The organism is Sphingomonas sp., assembly GCF_026460985.1.
Taxonomy (GTDB): Bacteria; Pseudomonadota; Alphaproteobacteria; order Sphingomonadales; family Sphingomonadaceae; genus Sphingomonas.
In genome coordinates this window covers 41,648-62,317 of record NZ_JAPKNM010000068.1, presented here as the reverse complement: position 1 = coordinate 62,317, position 20,670 = coordinate 41,648, and the positions used below count along the sequence as shown (strand labels likewise).

The window sequence follows — 20,670 nt, the reverse complement described above, 5'->3', positions numbered from 1 at the left end:
CACTGTTTGGGAAGAAGTGCGGGGCAACGGCGGGCAATCCTTTGCACGCGGACATGTTGCGTATCCGAAATGAACCGGCCGCCAGAGCCGGGGCGGGGCGCGGGACTTAGGGGAGACGGACTTTGACCAGCACTAACCGTGGCCGCATGGCCAGCATGGCTCTTGGGGCGAGCAGCCAGGCACTTGCGGCGGCACTCGCGCTCGCGGCGTTCGCGGCGCCCGCTTATGCGCAGGACGATCAGACGGCGGCCGCGCCCGAGGGGCAGGAGGGCGAGGTCGTCGTCACCGGCTTCCGCGCGGCGCTCGAGAGCGCGGTCGTCGAGAAGAAGTCGCGCGACCAGGTGGTCGAATCGATCTCGGCCGAGGATATCGGCAAGCTTCCCGACGCCTCGATCGCGGAATCGATCGCGCGCCTGCCGGGCCTCACCTCGCAGCGCCTCTCGGGCCGTTCGAACCAGATCTCGATCCGCGGCTTCGCGCCCGATTTCTCGACCACCCTGCTCAACGGCCGCGAGCAGACCTCGACCGGCGACAATCGCGCGGTCGATTATGACCAATATCCGTCGGAGATCATGAGCCAGGTGCTCATCTACAAGACGGCGATGGGCAGCATCGTCGGCCAGGGTCTCTCGGGCACGGTCGACCTGCGCACGGTGCGTCCGCTCGACTATGGCAAGAGCGTGTTCTCAGTCGGCGCGCGCGGAAGCTGGGCCGATCTCGGCGCGCTCAACAGCGGATCGAAGGAATTCGGCTATCGCCTCAACGCGACCTATGTCGGCCAGTTCCTGAACGACACCGTCGGCATCGCGCTCTCGGGCGGCTATCTCGACGAGCCCTATCAGATCCAGGAGTTCAACGCCTGGGGCTATGCCGACGGACCGAACGGCACCAAGGTGATCGGCGGTTCGAAATCCTACGTCACCTCGACCCAGCTCAAGCGCCTCGGCCTGATGGGGACGCTCCAGGTCCGGCCGACGCACAATTTCACGATGACGCTCGACGGCTTCTTCTCGGACTTCAAGGACGACCAGATCAAGCGCGGCATCGAGCTGCCGCTCGCCTGGGGCAATGCGACGCTGCAGCCGGGCTTCCAGACCACCGACGGCGTGATCACCTCGGGCACCTTCACCGGCGTCGAGGGCGTGGTCCGCAACGACGGCTTCGACCGGCACGCCAAGCTCTATTCGTTCGGCTGGAACGGCAAATATGAGGGCGATGACGGTTGGACCGCCACCGCCGACATCAGCTACTCGAAGACCGATCGCAACGAGCTGATCCTCGAAAGCTATGCCGGCACCGGCGCCGGCCAGGGTACGGGCGCGCGGGACACGATCGGTTTCACCACCAGCGAGACCGGCACCTTCTTCACGCACCAGCTCAATTATTCGGACCCGAACCTGATCCTGCTCACCGATCCGCAGGGCTGGGGCGGCGCGGGCAACCCGCCGCAGGTCGGCTATTTCAACAATCGCATCGTCGAGGACGAGATCCACCAGTACCGCGTAGAGGTGGAGAAGGAGATCGACAGCTTCGTCTCCGCACTCAAGTTCGGCCTGAACTACACCAACCACGACAAGTCGCTGGTGCCCGACGAATATCTGGTCCGCCTCGCCAACGGGGCGACGGCGGTGCCGGTGCCGACCGACCTGCTCCGCGAGCCGACCGACCAGGCCTTTCTCGGGCTGGGGCCGATCATCAGCTACGATCCGCGCGACGTGCTCGCCGCCGGCAACATCTATTCGCTCGTCTCCAACCCCAGCCCGGACATCCCGGCCAAGGCCTATGACATCGAAGAAGACCTGATGACGGCCTATCTGCAGGGCAACCTCAAGGCGAGCTTCGGCGCGACCGAGCTGACCGGCAATATCGGCGTCCAGTTCGTCAGCACGGTCCAGAAGTCGTCGGGCCTGCTGTTCGTGCGCGACGCCGCGGGCGTCGGCACCTATGTCCAGCGCACGAGCGGCGACGATTATATCGACGTCCTGCCCAGCATGAACCTCTCGCTGCGCTTCCCGAGCGATTTCGTGATCCGCCTGGCCGTGGCCCGGCAGATGCAGCGTCCCCGCATGGACGATATGCGCCAGTCGATCGGCTATGGCGTCAGCACCACCAGCCTGCTGATCGAGGGCAGCGGCGGCAATCCGCTGCTGCGGCCGATCCGCTCCAATTCGGTGGACCTGAGCTTCGAGAAGTATTTCGGGAACCGCGGCTATCTGGCCGTGCAGCTCTTCTACAAGGACCTGAAGAGCTTCATCTACAATGCGACCGTGCCGTTCGACTTCAGCGGCTATCCGATCGCCCCGGGCCTGCAGCCGACCACCACGATCGGCCTGATCACCCAGCCGATCAACGCCGCCGGCGGCGACATCAAGGGTGTCGAGCTGGCGGGCACCCTGCCGCTCGGCGAGCTGGTCGGCGCGCTCGACGGGTTCGGGCTCACCGGCGGCCTCTCCTACACCGATACCAAGGTGATCCCGGGCGCCGGCCAGCCCGCCGAGGACATTCCCGGCTATTCGAAATGGGTCGCCAACGGCACCGCCTATTTCGAGAAATGGGGCTTCAACGCGCGCGGCAGCCTGCGGTATCGCTCGACCTTCGTCGGCGAGCTTTCGGGCTTCGGCGCGAACAAGGTGCGCCGCCGTGCCAAGGGCGAGACGATCGTCGACGCGCAGATCGGCTATGATTTCCGCTCGGGCGCGCTCAACGGCCTCTCGCTCTATCTCCAGGGGCAGAACCTCACCGACGAGCCCTTCGTGACCACCGATCCGGGCGAGCCGCTGCGGGTGATCGACTATCAGGTCTATGGCCGCCGCTTCCTCGCGGGCGCGTCGTTCAAGTTCTGATGATGGTTGGCGCCGCGCGGGTCCTCTCCCCCGCGCGTCGCCTCTCCGGAAAGGTCGAGTAAATGACCGGGTCCCGTTCGATGCGACTTCCCGCATTCCTGTTGCTCGCGGCCTCTATGCTGGCCACGCCGGCGGCCGCGCAGGGCCTTCGCGATCGTCTGCCCGAGGACGAAGTGCTGTACTTCCTCCTCCCCGATCGCTTCGAGAATGGCGACACCGCCAATGATCGCGGCGGGCTGAAGGGCGACCGGCTCGTCACCGGCTTCGATCCGACCGCCAAGGGCTTCTTCCATGGCGGCGACCTCAAGGGGCTGATCAAGCGGCTCGACTATGTCCAGGCGCTGGGGGCGACCGCGATCTGGGTGGCGCCGATCTTCAAGAACAAGGCCGTCCAGGGACCGGCGGGGCAGGAATCGGCGGGCTATCACGGCTATTGGGTGACCGATTTCACCCAGGTCGATCCGCATTTCGGCACCAATGCGGATTTCAAGGCGCTGGTCGATGCGGCGCATGCGCGCGGCATCAAGGTCTATATGGACATCATCGCCAACCATACGGCGGACGTGATCCAGTATCGCGAATGCGGCGCGTGCGACTATCGCAGCCGCGCCGATTATCCCTATGGCCGCAAGGGCGGGCTGGCCGGCGCGGCGATCAATCCGGGCTTCGCGGGCGACCATGTCCAGACGGCGGAGAATTTCGCCAGGCTCACCCGCCCCGATTTCGCCTACACGCCGTTCGTGCCCGCGGCCGAGAAGAGCGTGAAGGTTCCCGCCTGGCTCAACGATCCGATCTATTACCATAATCGCGGCAACTCGACCTTCGCCGGCGAGAGCTCGCTGCTCGGCGATTTCGTCGGCCTCGACGATCTGTTCACCGAGAATCCGCGCGTGGTGGCGGGGATGATCGAGATCTTCGGCAGCTGGATCGACCGCTTCGGGATCGATGGCTTCCGCATCGACACCGCGCGCCACGTGAACCCCGAATTCTGGGCGGCGTTCGCGCCGGCGATGCTCGAGCGTGCGCGAGCGAAGGGCATCCCCAATTTCCACATCTTCGGCGAGGTCGCCGATCCCGACGTCGCGGCGCTCGCGCGGCACACGCGCGTCGACAAGCTGCCGGCGGTGCTCGACTTCGGCTTCGCCATGGCCGCCAATGAAGTCGCCTCGGGCAAGGCGGGGACCGACCGGCTGGCGAAATTGTTCGCCGCCGACGTGCTCTACGAGGGCGGCGAGGCGACCGCGCGACGGCTGCCGACTTTCATCGGCAACCATGACGCCGGCCGCAGCTCGACCTTCATCAAGGCGGCGATCCCGGACATCGGCCAGGACGAACTCCTCGCGCGGGTGCGGCTGGCGCATGCGATGCTGCTGCTGCTCCGCGGCGTGCCGACCATCTATTCGGGCGACGAGCAGGGCTTTGTCGGCGACGGCGTGGACCAGGATGCGCGCGAGGACATGTTCGCGAGCAAGGTCGCGGTCTACAACGACAACAAGCTGCTCGGCAGCGACAAGACCAACGCGGTCTCGAATTTCGACACCGGCCATCCGCTGTTCCGCGAGATCGCTGCCCTCGCCAAGCTGCGCAAGGCGCATCCCGCACTCACCCGCGGCCGGCAGGTGACGCGTTTCGCGAGCGACAAGCCGGGTCTCTTCGCCGTCTCGCGTTTCGATCCCGTCGCCGGCACCGAGATTCTGGTCGCATTCAATTCGAGCCCGCAGCCATGGACCGGCAATATCCAGGTCGAGACCGGATCCACGGCGTTCACCTCGCTCGCCGGCGCCTGCCCGGCGGCTGCTGCCGCGCCCGGCAGCATCACCCTGACCCTACCGGCCTTCGGCTATGCCGTCTGCGCCGCCGGAACGCCGCAATGAACGAACTGCTTGTCCAGAATTCGCACGCCGACACGCGCGAATGGTGGCGCGGATCGGTGATCTACCAGGTCTATCCGCGCAGCTTCGCCGATTCGAACGGCGACGGCATCGGCGACCTTGCCGGGATCACCGCGCATCTCGACCACATCGCCTCGCTGGGCGTCGACGGCGTCTGGCTGTCGCCCTTCTTCACTTCGCCGATGCGCGACTTCGGCTATGACATCGCCGATTTCTGCGACGTCGATCCGATCTTCGGGACGCTCGCCGATTTCGACGCGCTGATCGCGTGCGCGCACCAGCTCGGCCTCCGCGTGATCATCGACCAGGTCTATTCGCACAGCTCGGACCAGCATCCCTGGTTCCGCGAGAGCCGGGCGAGCCGCGATAATCCGCGGTCCGACTGGTATGTCTGGGCCGACGCCCGGCCCGACGGCAGCCCGCCCAACAACTGGCAATCGGTGTTCGGCGGCCCTGCCTGGACCTGGGACGCGCGGCGCGGGCAATATTATCTGCACAATTTCCTGCGCGAGCAGCCCGACCTCAACTTCCACAACCCTGCGGTGCAGGAAGCGGCGCTGGCGATCGCGCGCTTCTGGCTGGAGCGCGGAGTCGACGGCTTCCGGCTCGACGCGATCAACTTCACGATGCACGATCCCGAATTGCGCGACAATCCGCCGGCGCCCGATACCGGCGGCCTGCGCACGCGCTCGTTCGACTTCCAGCAGCACATCTACAATCAGAGCCACGCCGACATCCCGCGCTTCCTCGAGAAACTGCGCGCGCTGGCCGACAGCTTCGGCGGGCGCTTTACGGTGGCCGAGGTGGGCGGCCCCGCGCCCGAGCCCGAGATGCACCTCTTCACCGAGGGCGCGACGCGGCTCAACAGCGCCTATGGCTTCAATTTCCTCTATGCCGACCGGCTGACCCCCGCGCTGGTGCGCGACGCGGTCGAGGGCTGGCCGCATGCACCGGGCATCGGCTGGCCGAGCTGGGCCTTCGAGAATCACGACGCGCCGCGCGCGATCTCGCGCTGGATCGCGCCCGAACATGCCCAGGCATTCGCGCGGCTCAAGATGCTGCTGCTGCTGTCGCTGCGCGGCAACGCCTTCCTTTATTATGGCGAGGAACTGGGGCTGACCCAGGTCGAGATCGGCTTCGAGCATCTCCGCGATCCCGAGGCGATCGCCAATTGGCCGCTGACGCTGAGCCGCGACGGCGCGCGTACGCCGATGCCCTGGTCGGGCGACGCGCCCCGGCTCGGCTTCACCAGCGGCCAGCCCTGGCTGCCGATCGGCCCCGATCATGCCGGGCTGGCGGTCGACCGGCAGGAGGTGGACCCCGATTCGCTACTCAACCTCACGCGCCGGCTGATCGCATTGCGCCACGCCAACCCCGCGCTGATGACCGGCTCGATCACGATCCGCGAGGCCGGCGAGGCGCTCCTGGTCTTCGAGCGCGAGGCGCAGGGACAGCGCCTGCTCTGCGCGTTCAACCTTGGCGAGCGGCCGGTGGCATTGCCGGAGGATTTCCGCGGCCGGCGCGTGCTCCAGGCGGTCAATGGCGGCACGGCCGAGCTGCTGCCCGCCTTCGCCGCGGTCATCGCCGACTAGGACGGGCTTTGCGCGGCGCCGCGGTGTCGCTTATGACAGGCACACCCGCGTGACTGGCGACGAAGATGGAGCACCATCGGGAAGCGCGGGGGCATAAGCCGCATCGCCTGGGCACCCTCTCACACCCGGAGGAACGCCATGCCCGAATCCGTGCCGCTCCATATCGCCTTCCTGCTCTTCCCCGGCGTTACGCAGCTCGACCTGACCGGGCCCGCGCAGGTCCTGTCGCGGCTGGGCAATGCGAAGCTCGATCTGGTGGCGAGGACGCGCGATCCGGTATCCACCGACGCGCAGTTCCCGCTTCTGCCCACCGCCACCTTCGCCGAAGTGCAGCGCACCGACATCCTCTGCGTGCCGGGCGGCTTCGGCACGGTCGCCGTGATGGAGGATGCCGAGACGCTCGCCTGGGTCCGCGAGGTCGCCGGGACGGCGCAATGGGTCACCAGCGTCTGCACCGGGTCGCTGGTGCTCGCCGCGGCGGGGCTGCTCACCGGCTATCGCGCCGCGTGCCACTGGGCCTCGCGCCATCAGCTCGCCTGGTTCGGCGCCGAACCCATGGCCGAGCGCGTGGTGTTCGACCGCAACCGAGTCACCGGCGGCGGCGTCACCGCAGGCATCGACTTCGCGCTCGCACTCACCGCCCGGATCTGCGGCGAGGCGCATGCCCGGTTCGTCCAGCTCAGCCTCGAATATGATCCGGCGCCGCCCTTCGACAGCGGCGCCCCCGAACACGCCGACGCCGAGACGCTGGCGCGCTACCGGGCGATGATCGACAAATTCGCGCCGGGACGCGAGGAGAAGGTGCGCGCGATCGCCGCGCATCTGGCGGAGACCGGGCCGCGCGGTTAGGCATCGCGTCGTCCAACAGGAGAAGCCGATGCCCGCGACGCGCACGCTGACCATGAATGACGGCCGCACGATCCCCGCGATCGGCTTCGGCACCTATCTGGTGCCCGACGCGGAGGCGCCACGGATCACGCGCGAGGCAGTCGGGATCGGCTACAGCCTCGTCGACACCGCCGCCTTCTACGGCAACGAACCCGGCGTGGCGGAAGGGCTCGATGGGCGGGACGACGTGTTCGTCACCACCAAGCTCTGGCGCGACGATCTCGGCTTCGATTCGGCGTTGCGCGCGTTCGACCGGAGCCTTGCGCGGCTCGGGCGCGACAGCGTCGATCTCTACCTCATTCACTGGCCGATGCCGTCGCTCGGCAGATATGTGGATGCGTGGAAGGCGCTGGTCCGGCTCCGCGACGAGGGACGGGCCCGCTCGATCGGCGTGTCCAACTTCGGCCCGGATCATCTTCGCGCGATCATGGACGCGACCGGCGTGGTGCCCGCCTTGAACCAGGTCGAGCTCCATCCGGGCTTCCAGCAGCGTGCATTGCGCGACTTCCACGCCGCGCACGGGATCGTGACGCAGAGCTGGGGGCCGCTGGGGCAGGGGACCCTGCTTGCCGACCCCGAGATCGTCCGCATCGCTGAGGCGCGCGGCTGCTCGCCGGCGCAGGCGATCCTGGCGTGGCATCTGCACCACGGATTGGCGGTGATCCCCAAGGCCTCGTCGCGCGATCGGCTTGCGGCCAACCTTGCGGCGGGGCAGGCGGCGCTGGAAGCGGAGGACATCGCGGCGATCGACGCGCTCGACGATCCGGCGGGGCGGCTGGGTCCCGATCCGGACCGGCTCTAGTCCGGGCACAGACACCTTCCCCGTTCGCCCTGAGCCTGTCTGCCTCCCGCGTTCGGGCATCCGCTCCTAACGCGCGGGGGCGGCTTTCGGCATCGCGGCGATCCATTCGCGCAGCAGCGCCACGCCCTCGGCATGCACCGTCGCGCGGCCCAGCTCGGGCATGGCGATGCCCGGGTCCACGCTCTCCATGCGGTAGATCAGGATCGAGGCGTCGGGTTCGCCCGGCGCAATCGCGAAGTCGCGATCGCCGCTGCCGCGTCCGGCCGCGACGGGGCGCTTGCGGACACCGAGCGCAACAGGGTCGCTCCGGCGCAAGTCGAGGAACAGGCCCGAGTTCGACGCGGCGCCCGCGGTATTGTGGCAATGCGCGCAATTGATCTCGAGATAGGCCCGCGCCCGATCCTCGAGCCTAGCCGCGGGATCGTCCCAGCGCGCGACGCGCGGGGCGTCGGCCGGCAGCCGGTCGAGCATGCCGGCGGCGAGCAGCTTCTGGAGCCGGCCGTCATGGTTGAGGTAGCGTGCCTTGGCGCCGATCGGCGTGATCGTGCCCGACAGGGCGTGGCAGTCCTTGCACTGGTTCTGGTTGGGGACCGCATAGCTGATCTGGCGGATCTTGCCGGCGGGATCGGTGAAGGCGACCGGGATGCGCGTGCCCGCGCGCTTGAGCAGCGCATCGGTCCCCTCGGCGTCCCAGACATAGGGCAAGGCCACCCAGCCGCTCGCCCGGCGGAGCAGCAGCCGCGTCTCGAGCGGTTTGAACCGGCCCTGCTGCGGATAGCCGAAGGTCTTGATCAGCGCCGTGCCGACGGGGAAGTCGAAGGCGGCCTCCGCATCGTAGCGCGCCTTCTGTCCGGCAGGGACGTAGAGAAAGCGGCGCTTCTCGGCATAGTCGGAGAAGAGCGGCGTCTCCAGGCCGTAGGGCATCACCCGCGCTGCGGGCTTCTCGCCGGCGAGATCGGCGAAGAAGCCATAGTCGGAGAGCCTGGCGGGCAGGCCGTCGCCGGTGATCGCCGCATCGTTTACCTCTGCCGGGCGTCCGGCGAGAGCGGCGCAGAAGAGCAGGCAGGCGGCAGCGAGCGCCTTCACCTGGCCGCCGCCTCCATCGCCGCGGGGAGCGTGACGGCGGCCGGGCGCGGGGCGGCGGGGCCGTTGAGCTCGACCGGCGCCGGCTTGGCGGTCTCGAGCGGGGCACCCTGCGCCAGGCCCATGCTCAGCACCGGGACGCCGTCCGCGACATGGAGCGCGCGGGCATCGCCGCTGCCGTCCCATAGGACCGGCGGGATCGATCCGCCGAGCGCGGCGGCGAGCTCGGCGCCGCCCGGAAAGCCCGGCGCGAATCCGGCGCGGCCATGCTTGTTGCCGCTCACCATGATCCGCGTCGGCACCGGCTTGAACTTGGCGTCGTCATAGCTCTGGCGATAGGCGGTGATCATCACGTTCGCGGTGGCGTTGCCCGAGAGCTCGTTGGCGAAGACATGGACATTGTCGTTCGCCATGATCAGTACGCCGGTGCCGGCGGGCACGGTGGCGACGATATTGCCCTTGGGCGCGAAATTGGCCTGGTTGTTGTCGATCACCCTGTTCTCGAACACGCGCACTTCGCCGCCGCCCATCTTGGGCAGGCTCGGCATGTCGAACACCAGGATGCCGCCGGTATTGCCGGTGGCGAGATTGCCGAAGACGTCGGCGTGGCGGCTGTTCTCGATCTCGATCCCGGCGACGTTGGCCGACACCTTCGAGTTGCGGACGACGATCTGCTCGGACTGGCCGACATAGATGCCCGCGTCGGACGCGCCCTTCACTTCGACGCCGTCGATCAGGATCATGGTGCTCGAGACCGGATAGACGCCGTACGCGCCGTTGGTCGCCTTGGGCCCGCCGGTCCATTCGACGCGGATATCCTTGTAGACGATCCGGTCGGCGCCCTTGGACTTGATCCCGTCGCCCTTGCTGTCCTCCACCGCGAAGCCGCGCAGCACCACGTCGTCCGACGTGACCAGCAGCCCCTCGCCGGCGCCGAGCTGGCCCTTGAGGCTGAGCACGGTCTTGTCCGGCCCCGCGCCGCGCACCGTCACGCGGTTCACGTCGAGCGAGAGGCCGTCGGTGAGCTCGAAACGGCCGGGGCCGATCTCGACCACGTCGCCGGGCTTGGCCTCGATCAACGCGGCCTGGAGGCGCTCCTGCGCATCGGCGCCGGCCTCGACCCGGATGGTCTCCGCCGCGGCGGGCACGGCGAGCAGCAGCGCGAACATGGCGATCCGAACCATCTTCCTCTCCCTCTGTTTTCGCGCATCCTGCCGTGCGGGAGAGGCCGGGTCCAGCCTTGTTGACAGGTGTGTCAGCGAGGGCGGGGATCATGCAACCGCTGCCTTGGCGGACGGACGGTTTCTCTGTTCGTCACCCCCGCGAAAGCGGGGGCCCATCTCCCGACCTGTCCACGAACGCTCTGGTGCGTTTTGCTGCTCGCTCAGGAGATGGGTCCCCGCTTTCGCGGGGATGACGATGAAGAGGAGATAGTCTCTCTGTCCCATGTGGACGCCGTTCGCCGCGCACGATAAGCAGCCGGCGCATGGGGTGGGCTCTTCCGCGCGACGTGAACTGGCGAAGGGCCGCGCTCTGGTGCGCGCTGATGCTCACCCTCGGCGCGGGCTGGCTGTTCAAGGGGCATTGCGTGCCCGGCGGCTGGACCGGTGCCGAGCAATATACCACCGGCTGCTACAACGACGTGATGCCCTTCTGGCACGGCCGTGGCGTGGCCGAGGGCAAGATCCCCTATTTCGAGGCACGGATGGAATATCCGGTGCTCACCGGTGCGCAGATCTGGGCGGAGGGCGGGGCCGTGCGGCTGCTCTTCGGCCAAAGCGCGCGCGACTGGCACTTCCTCGGCGCGGTGGTGATCGTCAACGCGCTGCTCGCGGCGCTGCTGATGCGGCTGTTCATCCGCGCCGGGATGGACGAGCGGCGGCTCTGGGGCTGGGCGCTGGCGCCGCCCTTGATTCTCTATGTCGGGCACAATTGGGACATGGCTGCGGTCGCGCTCGCAGTCGGCGCGATGCTGCTGGCGCGCCAGGACCGGTTGGTGCCGGCGGCTGCGGTGGCGGGGCTCGGCACCGCGGCCAAGTTGTTCCCGGTGCTCGCGCTGCCGCTGATCGGCCTCTCCGCGTTATTCGGCGACGCCCGGCCTTGGCCGCAGCGATTGCTCCGCGCGACGGCACTGTCCGTGGCGGCGATCGGCGCCTGGGGCCTGGTCAACCTGCCGGTCGCCTGGTTCGCCCCCGAGAATTGGAGCGAGTTCTACCGCTTCTCGCAGGAACGGCAGGGGACCGCCGCGGCCTCGTGGGAGATATTCTCCAATTTGGGCTGGTGGTTCACCTGGATCGAGGACCGCAACCGCTATGCCGCGATTGCCTTCCTCCTCGGCGCGGCGGCGATCGTCGCGCTCGGCTGGCGCAGGCATCGCACGCACCTCTGGGTGCTGTTCACCCCGGTGCTCGCCTGGTTCATGCTGACCAACAAGGTCTATTCGCCGCAATTCGACCTGTGGCTCTATCCGGTGCTGCTGATGACCGTGCCGCGCCTATGGCCGGTGGCGCTGTTCGTGCTGGGCGACATCGCCGCCTATTTCGCCGAATTCTGGTGGTTCGCTGGAATGGAGCAGGGCTGGCCCGCGACGAGCTATGGCCATATCGCGATCGCGGCGGGTTTCCGCGCGGCGGTGATGCTGTGGATCATCGGCGAGTGCACGCTGCGCGCGCCGCCGGCATGGCTGGTGCGCCGCGTGGACTGATCCGACTCAGGGCAGCGGGAGGTCGGTCTGTTCCTCGCGGCGCGCCCGCGCCTCGGCCATTCCTCGGCTGATATTGCGCGTCGCGCATCCAATGCCGCCTCCGGCACCGACGGCGGAGCAACTGCCGACGCCCGTGCGTCCGGTCGTGAGCGCGTCCTGCGAGCGCACCGACCAACTCTCGCTCACCTGCGGGCGGGCCGGCTGCTCGCGCAGCGTCTTGGGGATGCGGAAGCGCTCGGCCTCGTCGAGCCGCTGGCAGACGACGATCTCCTCGCCATTGTCGTTGGTCGGGCATTTGTCGTCGCCATAGATGACCAGCACGCCGTTCTGCGCGGCATTCTGGGCCTGCGCGGCGGGCGCCAGCAGGGGCGCGGCCGCGAGCCCCGCCACGATCATGATCCGCTTGAGCATCCTGCCTTCTCCTCGACGCCCGTTCTGGCGCTTCAACGCTGAACCCGGCCTGTCATATCCGTTTCGACAGCGCAATGGCGGCCCGGCAGCCCATCCGGATCAGTCCCGAGAGCATTGGATAGCCCAGAGCGGTCTCCGCGCCCGAGGCGATCGCGGTATCGAGATGCTCGAGCTCCTCGTCGCGGAATTGCGACACGGCGGCGCTCAATTCGGGATCGCTCTCGCCCAATTCCTCGAGCTGGCGCTTATAGTGGCGGTCGATCTCGGTCTCGACCGCGGCGGTGCAGGCCATCGCGGCGGCGGGGCCCATCGCCGCAGTGGCAGCGCCGAGTGCGAAGCCGGCGACGTTCCAGAAGGGCTGGAGCGCGGTGGGGCGCACGCCGCGGCGCGCGATCATCGCGTCGAAGAAGGCGCGGTGGCGTTCCTCCTGATTGGCCATGCCGTTGATCGTGCGCGCCGCGGGGGTGCGATCGCCCATCACCGCGAGCTGGCCGGCATAGATGCGCGTCGCGCCATATTCGCCGGCCTGGTCCACTCGGACCATCGCGGCCATGCCCTCGCGGCGGTCGCCCGGCTTCCAGCTCATCGGCGCGCCTTGCGGGGCACCAGCGCGAAGATCGCCACCGCGCCGCCGAGCGAGAGGATCGCGTTGAATCCCGCCAGGCTGATCCCGAAGAGCGTCCATTGCGGTACGTCACAACGCACGAGCGGGCGGCGAAGTGCCTGGTTGAGCAGGTCCATCGCATCGCCATGGCCGACCGGGGCGGTGCAGGCGGTGATCCCCTGCCACCAATGATATTCGACTCCGGCGTGGAAGACGCCGATCGCGCCGCTGACCGCGATCAGCGCGCCGGCGAGGAGCACGAACAGCATCTGCACCGGGCGCGGCAGCGGCGCGAACGCCAGCGCCGCCACCGGAATCGCGGCATAATGCGGCCAGCGCTGCCAGTGGCACATCTCGCACGGCACCAGCCCGAAGAGCTGCGAACCCCATGCCCCGGCCAGCAAGGCAGCCGGCAGCAGGAGCGCGATCAGCCGCGCGGTGCGGAGCCCGTCCCTGCGCACGCCTCAGCGGCCCTTGGTCGCGACCTGGGGCTTGCCGCCCGAGCGAACGATCGTCTGCAGCGCATAATGGAGCTGGAAGTCCTCGATGCCCTGCTTCTTGAGCTGCTCGGCGGTGGCCGAGAAGCGCGGATCGGTGCGCGCATCGTCCTCGAGCGTCGAATCGTCGACCTTCTCGGCGTTGATCAGGTGGCGGCGCAGATCCGCCTCGCGGATCACGGTGCGGTCCTTGTAGTCGGGATCGGAGATCTGCGGCACGAGCAGGTCGGGCTTGATCCCGCCTTCCTGCACCGAATGGCCCGACGGGGTGAAATAGCGCGCGGTGGTGAGCCGCAGCGCGGCGCGCTGGCCCATCGGCAGGATCGTCTGCACCGATCCCTTGCCGAAGCTGCGCACGCCCATGACGAGCCCGCGATGATGGTCCTGGATCGCGCCGGCGACGATCTCCGAGGCCGAGGCGGTGCCCGAATCGACGAGGACGATCACCGGCAGCCCGCGCGCGAGGTCGCCCGGCACCATGGATTCGGCGTAGTAGCGCTCGATGTCGCCCTTCTCGCGGCCGCGCTGCGAGACGATCTCGCCGTGCCCGAGGAACACGTCGGACACCGCGATCGCCTCGCTCAGCAGCCCGCCGCCATTCTCGCGCAGGTCGACGACATAGCCGAGCGGCTTGTGGCCGAGCTGCTTGTCGATGCCCTGGATCGCCTTGATCGTGTCGGCGCCGGTCTGGGCGGTGAAGGTGTTGATGTTGATGTAGCCGACGCCGTTCTTGACCTCCCACTTCACCGGCTTCTGCACGATGATCTCGCGGACGAGGCTGAACTGGAGCGGCTTGTCTGCGCCCGGGCGCACCACGGTCAGGTTGATCTTGGTGCCCGGCGCGCCGCGCATCTGCTCGATCGCCTCGTCGAGGCTGCCGCCGACGATGAACTTGCCGTCGAGATGGGTGATGAAGTCGCCCGACTTGATCCCCGCACGGGCGGCGGGGGTATCCTCGGTCGGCGCGATCACCTTCACCGCGCCGTCTTCCTGCGTCACGGTGAGGCCGAGCCCGCCGTAGTTGCCGTCGGTCTGGATCTTGAGATTGTCGAAGTCGAGCCCGTCGGCATAGCTCGAATGCGGATCGAGCGCCGCGAGCATGCCCTGGATCGCGCCCTTCATCAGCGTCTGATCGTCGACCTTGTCGACATAGTTCGCCTTCACCTGGTTGAAGACTTCCATGAAGGTGTCGAGCTCGCGATAGCTGTTGGTATCGACACCCGCCATTGCGCCCGAGGCGACGGGAACGAGCGCCAGCGCGCTGACGGCGGCGGTGACCTGGAGAAGCGGACGAAGCATCATACGACTTTCGGCAAAAGCGACCTTATAGATTTAGTGCAGGATAACGGCATTTCCACGGCCTGTCAGTTCAGCAATTGCGCGAGGTCCATCGGCTGCCCTCGGCGGCGCAGCTCGACGGTGACGCGCGGATCGCCATTCGCCCAGGCACGGCCGATGACCTGCCCCTGCGCGACCTGGTCGCCCACCCGGACGGCGAGCCCGCCCAGCCCCGCGACGAGCGTGGTCCAGCCCTCGCCATGGTCGATGATCACCACCCCGCCATAGGCGCGGAAGGGGCCGGCATAGACGACCCTTCCTGCGGCGGGCGCGATCGTGCGTGCGTTGGGCGTGGTCGCGAGAGTCAGGCCGCGGGCGCGGACCCCGGTGGCGGACAGCTCGCCCAGGCCGGTGATGAGCCGGCCCGCGACGGGCAGCCGATAGGCGGGCAGGCGCGCTGGGGCGGCGGCGGGGGAGGCCCCGGCGTCGGGGCGCGGCAGCGGGCCGGGCAAAGCGAGCAACTCGCGCTGGACCTGGCTGGCCTCGCCCTGCGTCTGCATCTGATCGACGATGTCGCGTGCCTGCTCGCCGAGCGCCAGCGCGCGATCCGATTCGACCAGGGCGCTGCGTCCGAGCGCCTGCGATCGGGCGCGATGCGTGGCTTCGAGCTGGACCAGGGCGATGCGCTCGCCCTCGAGCCGGGCGCGGCCGTCGCGCAGGCTCTTGACGGCCGTACCGGCAGTGGCGCGGAGCTGCTGGACGCGGGCGAGCTCGGCGCGCACCTCGGCGGTGCGCCGCTCGACCACCGGCATCGTCGTGCCCAGCACCGCGCGGACATGGACCATGTCCTCGGTCGAGCCGGGCTGGATGAGTCCGAGAACGGCGGGCCGTCGCGCCATGGATTGCAGCGCCGCGATCAGCCGGACGATGGGTCCCTGCCGCTCGGCGACCCGCACGCGCTGCCCGGCGAGCAGCCGGTCGACGATCGCGATGCGCGCCTCGGCGGCGGTGATGTCGGCCTCGGCGGCCTTGACCCGTTCGGCGGCGGCGGCCTCCTGCGCCCGGGCCTGCGCGGCGCGGTCACGCTCGTTGGCAGCGGCCGCCTCGAGCGCCTGCGCGCGCGCCTGGGCGGCGTTCGAGGCGGCGGTGGCGGATTTCAGCCGCGCCTGCTGCTCGCGCATCTCCTGCGCGGGCGCCATGCTGCCCGCGGCGAGCATCGCCAGCAAGGCGGCGGCGACGGCGATGCTCCGCGTGGGCCCCATGGCTCAGCCTTCGCGGTGATAGGGATGGTTGGCAAGGATCGAAGTGGCGCGCCACAATTGCTCGGCGAGCATCGCGCGCGCCATCAGGTGCGGCCAGGTCGCGCGCCCGAAGGAAATCAGCAGGTCGGCACCGGCGCGCTGGTCATCGTCGAAACCGTCGGCCGCGCCGATCAGGAAGCGCGCCTCGCGCACGCCGTCGTCGCGCCACCGCCCCAGCCGTTCGGCGATCACCCGCGAGGGCAGGTTCTCGCCGGTCTCGTCGAGCATGACGATGCGCGTGGCGGGGCCCTGATCGGGCATCTTGCCGCCGGTGTCGGGAAGCTCGGTGACCTTGGTCGGCCAGGCGACGCGCTTCAGATAGCGCTCGACCAACTCCGCCTCGGGCCCGCGCCCGATGCGTCCCCTTGCCACGATATGGAGCAGCATAGCCGCTCGTCAGCCGCTCAGGCCTGGCCCGCGGTTTCCCCGAACGACCACATGCGCTCGAGATTGTAGAAGGTGCGCACTTCGGGCCGGAACAGGTGAACGATCACGTCGCCCGCGTCGATCAGCACCCAATCGGCGGTGGGAAGGCCCTCGACCCGCGGGGACCGGCCGAACTCCGCCTTGATCTTCTCGGCCAGCTTTGCCGCCATCGACGCGACCTGACGGGTCGAACGGCCCGAGGCCACGACCATATAGTCGGCGATGCTGCTCTTGCCGGCGAGCGGGATCGAGACGGTTTCGACCGCCTGATCGTCGTCGAGCGAGTTCATCACGAGCGCGTGCAGCGCCTCGACGCCTTCGGCACCGGGGACGCGCTGCACATTGGGGGAAGTTGCCAAGTTAGCTCCTCAGGATTGCAACAGGTCTGTGCGCGGCGGTGGAGACGGCACGGACGGCGTGGATATGGGTATCGCACGCACGTCCGGAAAGTGCCGGTGCCAGGCAGGGTCGGCGGCGCGAATGCGGGTCGCCGAAGTCGGATCGGGGCGAAAGCGCAGCAGCACGAGGGCCGGCAATCTCCAACGCGTCCATTTCTTCGCCTGGCCTGCGGGCCGCACAGCGCGCCGCAGCCAACTCATCGCAGGACTTGCGTGAGCCCGCGCATCATAGCCCGGACGTGCAATCACCGCAATCGGAACCTGCCGCGCAATGTCGCGCCAGCGCTCCCATTGGTCGAATTGGGCCAGATTGTCCGCGCCCATCAGCCAGATGAATCGATGCTTCGGGAACACGCGCGGAAGCCGTTTGAGCGTGTCGGCGGTATAGCGTGTCTTGAGCCGTTTCTCGATTCCCGTGATCCGGATCGGCGCATGCCGCGCCATCGTCCGCGCCGAGGCCATCCGCGCGCTGAACGGCGCCATTCCGGCCTTGTCCTTGAGAGGATTGCCCGGCGAGACCAGCCACCACACCTCGTCCAGCCCCAGCGCGCGGATCGCATGGAGCGAGAGCTTGCGGTGTCCGCGATGCGCGGGGTTGAACGAGCCGCCGAGGAGACCGATGCGTTTCACAATCCGCCAGCCAGTTGCTGCGCGCCATGCAGCACCCGCAGGATGCGGACATGGTCGCGTTCGACGCGATAGAAGAGCACATAGTCGGTCCGCGGTACGCGCCACCGGCGCCGTCCCGCCCGCGTCGTTGCCTGGCCCGCCTGCGGCAATTCCGACAGAATATGCGTGGCCTTCACGATCCGTTCGGCCAATTCAGCCGCCAGCGCCGGGTCGATCGCACCGAAATATCGGACGATCCGTTCGAGGTCGCTTTGCGCAAATTTTGCCCAGCGGATCTCCCGCACTAGGCGGCCGCATCGCGCCGGAGGCCCGCCACCCAGGCTTCCATCTCTTCCTGTGTCAGATACTCGCCGCGCTCGATCTGGCGCTCAGCTTCGTCGAGCGAATCCATCAGCTCGGTCTCGGAAAGCACGAACTCCTCGACCGCGCGCGCCACGATCCAGGATCGCGATCGCTCCATGCGCGTGGCGAGCCGGTCGAGCTTGGCCGAGGTCTCTTCGGCGACGCGGCCGGTGATGACGGTCGTCTTGCTCATGCAACGAATGTATACAATCGATACGCCGCCTTCAAGGTCGCGCCTGGCCGGTCCCGCGCACCACCCATTTGTACGTCGTCAGCCCCTCGAGCGCGACCGGGCCGCGGGCGTGGAGGCGGCCGGTGGAAATGCCGATCTCGGCGCCGAGGCCGAACTCGCCGCCATCGGCGAACTGAGTCGAGGCGTTCCACATCACGATCGCGCTGTCGACCGTGGCGAGGAAACGCTCGGCCGTCGCGGCGTCCTCGGCGACGATCGCGTCGGTATGGTGCGATCCGTGCGCGGCGATATGCGCCATCGCGTCGTCGGCGCCGTCGACCAACTTAACCGAGAGGATCGCGTCGAGATATTCGGTGTCCCAATCCTCGGCATTGGCGGCGGTGACGCGCGGCTCGATCGCGCGGATCTCGGCGTCGCCGCGCAGCTCGCAGCCGGCATCGGCGAGCGCCGTCAGCACCGGCGCGGGATCGGCGAAGCCGCGGTCGATCAGCAGCGTCTCGGTCGCGCCGCAGATGCCCGTGCGGCGCATCTTGGCGTTGAGCGCGAGGGCGCGCGCCATCTCCGGATCGGCGGAGCGATCGATATAAGTGTGGTTGAGCCCGTCGAGATGCGCGAGCACGGGCACGCGCGCCTCGGCCTGGACGCGCGCGACCAGGCCCTTGCCGCCGCGCGGCACCACCATGTCGATCGCGCCCTCTGCGGTCAGCATCGCGCCGACCGCCGCGCGATCGGTGACGGGGACCAGCTGGATCGCGTCGGCGGGCATGCCGCCGGCCTCGAGGCCCTGCGCCAGCGCGGCATGGATCGCGCGATTGCTGCGAATCGCTTCCGAGCCGCCGCGCAGGATCGCGGCGTTGCCCGACATCGCGCAGAGCGCGCCGGCATCGGCGGTGACGTTGGGACGGCTCTCATAGATGATGCCGATCACCCCGATCGGGATGCGTACGCGCGTGAGCACCAACCCATTGGGCCGATCGACGCGCTCGATCACCTTGCCGACCGGATCGTCGAGCCGCGCGACCGCCTCGACGCCCGCCGCGGTCGCCTCGACGCGGCCCGCATCGAGGCGCAGCCGGTCGAGCATCGCGCCCGAGAGCCCAGAAGCCTCGGCCGCGGCCATGTCCTCGGCATTGGCGGCGACGATCGCGTCGCTCGCTTCGCGGATCGCGGCGGCGGCGGCGAGCAATGCGCGGCTCTTCTGCGCGCTGGTCATCGCGGCGAGCGCGCGGGACGCAGCGCGCGCGCGCGCGGCCATGTCGGCGATCAGCATCTGGGTGTCGGTATCGGCCATGCCGGACCCGCTAGCACGGCTCGCCGCAAGCTGATAGGCCATGGCCATGGGGGACTTGGAAGCAGCCGGCGAAATCGTCACCGGAGGATTGCTCGGCCGCGCGATGGAGCCGCGGGCGGGCGAGGGGCATGGTGACGGGGACGTCATGTGCCTCAATTGCGGCACTGCGCTGATCGGGCCGCATTGCCACCATTGCGGCCAGGCGGGGCACATCCATCGCTCGCTCGCCGCGATCGGGCATGAGATCGTCCACGGCGTGTTCCACTTCGAGGGCAAGTTCTGGCGTACGTTGCCCCTGCTCGCCTGGCGGCCGGGGGATCTTACGCGGCGTTACATTGCCGGCGAGCGTGCGCGTTTCGTCTCGCCGATGGCGATCTTCCTCTTCTCGATCTTTGCGATGTTCGCGGTTTTCTCCTTCGCCGGAATCTCCGCGCCGACCGACATGCGTGGAGTCAACGCCTATCCGCTCGCCGCGATCAAGGCGGAGCGCGAGCAGGTGGCGAAGCAGCGCGAAAGGGCGATCGAGAGGCGTGACGACGCCAAATCCGACGCCGAGGATCGCGCCGAGGCGGTCAAGGACATCGCCGAGGCCGACACGCGGCTGAAAGGCTTCGATCTCGCGACGAAGGAGCTCCAGGCCGACCCGGTCGAAGTCAAGGCGACGCACACCGGCTGGTACACGCTCGATCACGGCATCGAGAAGTGGCAGCAGAACCCCTCGCTGATGATCTACAAGCTCCAATCGAGCGTCTACAAATTCTCGTGGCTGCTGATCCCGCTGTCGCTGCCCTTCCTATGGCTGCTGTTCTTCTGGAAGCGTCAATACAAGCTCTACGACCACGCGATCTTCATCATCTATTCGATCTCGTTCATGTCGCTGCTGTTCATCGCGATCACGGTGGCGGCGACGCTCGGCGTGCCGTCGAACTGGCTGGGCGCGGCGGGGCTGCTGATCCCGTTCGTCCACGTCACGCGGCAGCTGCAACAGGCCTATCGGCTGCGCTGGTGGTCGGCGCTGCTGCGCGCGATGGTGCTCACCTGGTTCATCTCGATCGTGCTGAGCCTGTTCCTGCTGATCCTGGTCGCGATGGGGATGATGGGCTGACGCGTACGCGTCACCGGCAGGGATAGGTCCGCTTCATATAGGCGTAGACCGCGGCCTTCATGCTCATGCCGCGCTGGGCCCTGGGGATCCTCTCGAGTTCGGCGAGCATCTGCTTGGGCGTGAGCTTCGGCTTGCCGGTCTCGGGCGGGCAGCTGTGCGGCGTCCGCCCGGCGGCCCGCGCGGCACGCAGGTCGGCGGTATAGGCGGCGCGGATCATCGCGACCTCGCGCCGCACCAGATCGGCATCGGGCGAAAGCGCGGCCAGCGCGCCCTGCGCCTGCAACGCCCTCACCTTGGCGAGGAACTGCGCGACGGTCATCGCCTGCGCCGCGCCCGGCACGACCAGACCCAGCGCGACCAAGCCCACCGTCACACGCCGCATACGAAAAA

The 20,670-nt window shown here is 68.4% G+C and carries 21 protein-coding genes and 1 riboswitch; of the genes, 7 read left to right on the top strand and 14 right to left on the bottom strand.

Annotation, left to right across the window (positions count from 1 at the left end; translation table 11 throughout):
• Positions 1–146: 146 nt before the first annotated feature.
• From MT490_RS11600 to MT490_RS11580, 5 genes are all read left to right on the top strand, one after another.
• Complete coding sequence (locus MT490_RS11600) at positions 147–2,843, top strand: TonB-dependent receptor (protein ID WP_297387641.1); 2,697 nt, start codon at positions 147–149, stop codon at positions 2,841–2,843.
• A gap of 80 nt (positions 2,844–2,923) precedes the next feature.
• Positions 2,924–4,717: an alpha-amylase family glycosyl hydrolase gene (locus MT490_RS11595; protein WP_297387555.1), complete on the top strand. Its 1,794-nt coding sequence runs from the start codon at positions 2,924–2,926 to the stop codon at positions 4,715–4,717.
• Positions 4,714–6,327 (top strand): alpha-amylase family glycosyl hydrolase, encoded by a 1,614-nt coding sequence (locus tag MT490_RS11590; RefSeq protein WP_297387552.1) that lies wholly within the window; start codon positions 4,714–4,716, stop codon positions 6,325–6,327. The genes MT490_RS11595 and MT490_RS11590 overlap by 4 nt, the downstream gene beginning before the upstream one ends.
• Before the next feature lie 39 nt (positions 6,328–6,366).
• A riboswitch (ZMP/ZTP riboswitch) is annotated at positions 6,367–6,447 on the top strand.
• Positions 6,448–6,465: 18 nt separating this feature from the next.
• Positions 6,466–7,176, top strand: coding sequence for a DJ-1/PfpI family protein (locus MT490_RS11585; RefSeq protein ID WP_297387549.1), 711 nt, complete (start codon positions 6,466–6,468; stop codon positions 7,174–7,176).
• A 28-nt stretch (positions 7,177–7,204) separates the two neighbouring features.
• Entirely contained in the window at positions 7,205–8,017 is an 813-nt protein-coding gene (locus MT490_RS11580) for an aldo/keto reductase (protein ID WP_297387547.1), read from the top strand.
• Positions 8,018–8,083: 66 nt separating this feature from the next.
• Here the strand turns inward: MT490_RS11580 and MT490_RS11575 are convergent, their stop codons facing one another.
• Entirely contained in the window at positions 8,084–9,103 is a 1,020-nt protein-coding gene (locus MT490_RS11575) for an SO2930 family diheme c-type cytochrome (protein ID WP_297387544.1), read from the bottom strand.
• A complete protein-coding gene (locus tag MT490_RS11570; RefSeq protein WP_297387541.1) occupies positions 9,100–10,284 on the bottom strand; it encodes a parallel beta-helix domain-containing protein in 1,185 nt (394 codons plus the stop codon). The genes MT490_RS11575 and MT490_RS11570 overlap by 4 nt, the downstream gene beginning before the upstream one ends.
• 302 nt (positions 10,285–10,586) lie before the next feature.
• Here MT490_RS11570 and MT490_RS11565 point away from each other — a divergent pair, with 302 nt between their 5' ends.
• Positions 10,587–11,804 (top strand): glycosyltransferase 87 family protein, encoded by a 1,218-nt coding sequence (locus tag MT490_RS11565; protein ID WP_297387538.1) that lies wholly within the window; start codon positions 10,587–10,589, stop codon positions 11,802–11,804.
• Between the two features lie 6 nt (positions 11,805–11,810).
• Here MT490_RS11565 and MT490_RS11560 read toward each other — a convergent pair whose 3' ends face one another.
• From MT490_RS11560 to MT490_RS11510, 11 genes are all read right to left on the bottom strand, one after another.
• Positions 11,811–12,215 carry a hypothetical protein gene (locus MT490_RS11560; RefSeq protein ID WP_297387535.1) on the bottom strand — a complete coding sequence of 135 codons (405 nt, stop codon included), beginning with the start codon at positions 12,213–12,215 and terminating at the stop codon, positions 11,811–11,813.
• Between the two features lie 52 nt (positions 12,216–12,267).
• Positions 12,268–12,801 carry a demethoxyubiquinone hydroxylase family protein gene (locus tag MT490_RS11555; protein ID WP_297387533.1) on the bottom strand — a complete coding sequence of 178 codons (534 nt, stop codon included), beginning with the start codon at positions 12,799–12,801 and terminating at the stop codon, positions 12,268–12,270.
• Entirely contained in the window at positions 12,798–13,280 is a 483-nt protein-coding gene (locus MT490_RS11550) for a disulfide bond formation protein B (protein WP_297387530.1), read from the bottom strand. The genes MT490_RS11555 and MT490_RS11550 overlap by 4 nt, the downstream gene beginning before the upstream one ends.
• Positions 13,281–13,283: 3 nt before the next feature.
• Positions 13,284–14,615 carry a S41 family peptidase gene (locus tag MT490_RS11545; protein ID WP_297387528.1) on the bottom strand — a complete coding sequence of 444 codons (1,332 nt, stop codon included), beginning with the start codon at positions 14,613–14,615 and terminating at the stop codon, positions 13,284–13,286.
• Positions 14,616–14,680: 65 nt separating this feature from the next.
• Positions 14,681–15,856: a peptidoglycan DD-metalloendopeptidase family protein gene (locus MT490_RS11540; RefSeq protein WP_297387525.1), complete on the bottom strand. Its 1,176-nt coding sequence runs from the start codon at positions 15,854–15,856 to the stop codon at positions 14,681–14,683.
• A 3-nt stretch (positions 15,857–15,859) separates the two neighbouring features.
• The gene (locus MT490_RS11535; RefSeq protein WP_297387522.1) at positions 15,860–16,282 is read right to left on the bottom strand and encodes a 23S rRNA (pseudouridine(1915)-N(3))-methyltransferase RlmH; all 423 of its coding nucleotides are present in this window, start codon (positions 16,280–16,282) and stop codon (positions 15,860–15,862) included.
• Between the two features lie 17 nt (positions 16,283–16,299).
• Positions 16,300–16,611, bottom strand: coding sequence for a ribosome silencing factor (gene rsfS, locus MT490_RS11530; protein WP_297387638.1), 312 nt, complete (start codon positions 16,609–16,611; stop codon positions 16,300–16,302).
• Between the two features lie 78 nt (positions 16,612–16,689).
• On the bottom strand, positions 16,690–17,349 hold the full coding sequence (locus MT490_RS11525) for a nicotinate-nucleotide adenylyltransferase (protein ID WP_297387518.1): 660 nt from the start codon (positions 17,347–17,349) through the stop codon (positions 16,690–16,692).
• The gene (locus MT490_RS11520) at positions 17,346–17,633 is read right to left on the bottom strand and encodes a type II toxin-antitoxin system RelE/ParE family toxin (RefSeq protein WP_297387516.1); all 288 of its coding nucleotides are present in this window, start codon (positions 17,631–17,633) and stop codon (positions 17,346–17,348) included. The genes MT490_RS11525 and MT490_RS11520 overlap by 4 nt, the downstream gene beginning before the upstream one ends.
• A complete protein-coding gene (locus MT490_RS11515) occupies positions 17,633–17,884 on the bottom strand; it encodes a ribbon-helix-helix protein, CopG family (protein ID WP_297387514.1) in 252 nt (83 codons plus the stop codon). The genes MT490_RS11520 and MT490_RS11515 overlap by 1 nt, the downstream gene beginning before the upstream one ends.
• A 31-nt stretch (positions 17,885–17,915) precedes the next feature.
• Positions 17,916–19,175 carry a glutamate-5-semialdehyde dehydrogenase gene (locus MT490_RS11510; RefSeq protein WP_297387512.1) on the bottom strand — a complete coding sequence of 420 codons (1,260 nt, stop codon included), beginning with the start codon at positions 19,173–19,175 and terminating at the stop codon, positions 17,916–17,918.
• Positions 19,176–19,221: 46 nt separating this feature from the next.
• On the opposite strand from MT490_RS11510, the gene MT490_RS11505 reads away from it, so the two are divergent.
• The gene (locus MT490_RS11505) at positions 19,222–20,280 is read left to right on the top strand and encodes a DUF3667 domain-containing protein (RefSeq protein WP_297387509.1); all 1,059 of its coding nucleotides are present in this window, start codon (positions 19,222–19,224) and stop codon (positions 20,278–20,280) included.
• 10 nt (positions 20,281–20,290) lie between these two features.
• Here the strand turns inward: MT490_RS11505 and MT490_RS11500 are convergent, their stop codons facing one another.
• Positions 20,291–20,662, bottom strand: coding sequence for a hypothetical protein (locus MT490_RS11500; protein WP_297387506.1), 372 nt, complete (start codon positions 20,660–20,662; stop codon positions 20,291–20,293).
• Positions 20,663–20,670 lie beyond the last annotated feature (8 nt).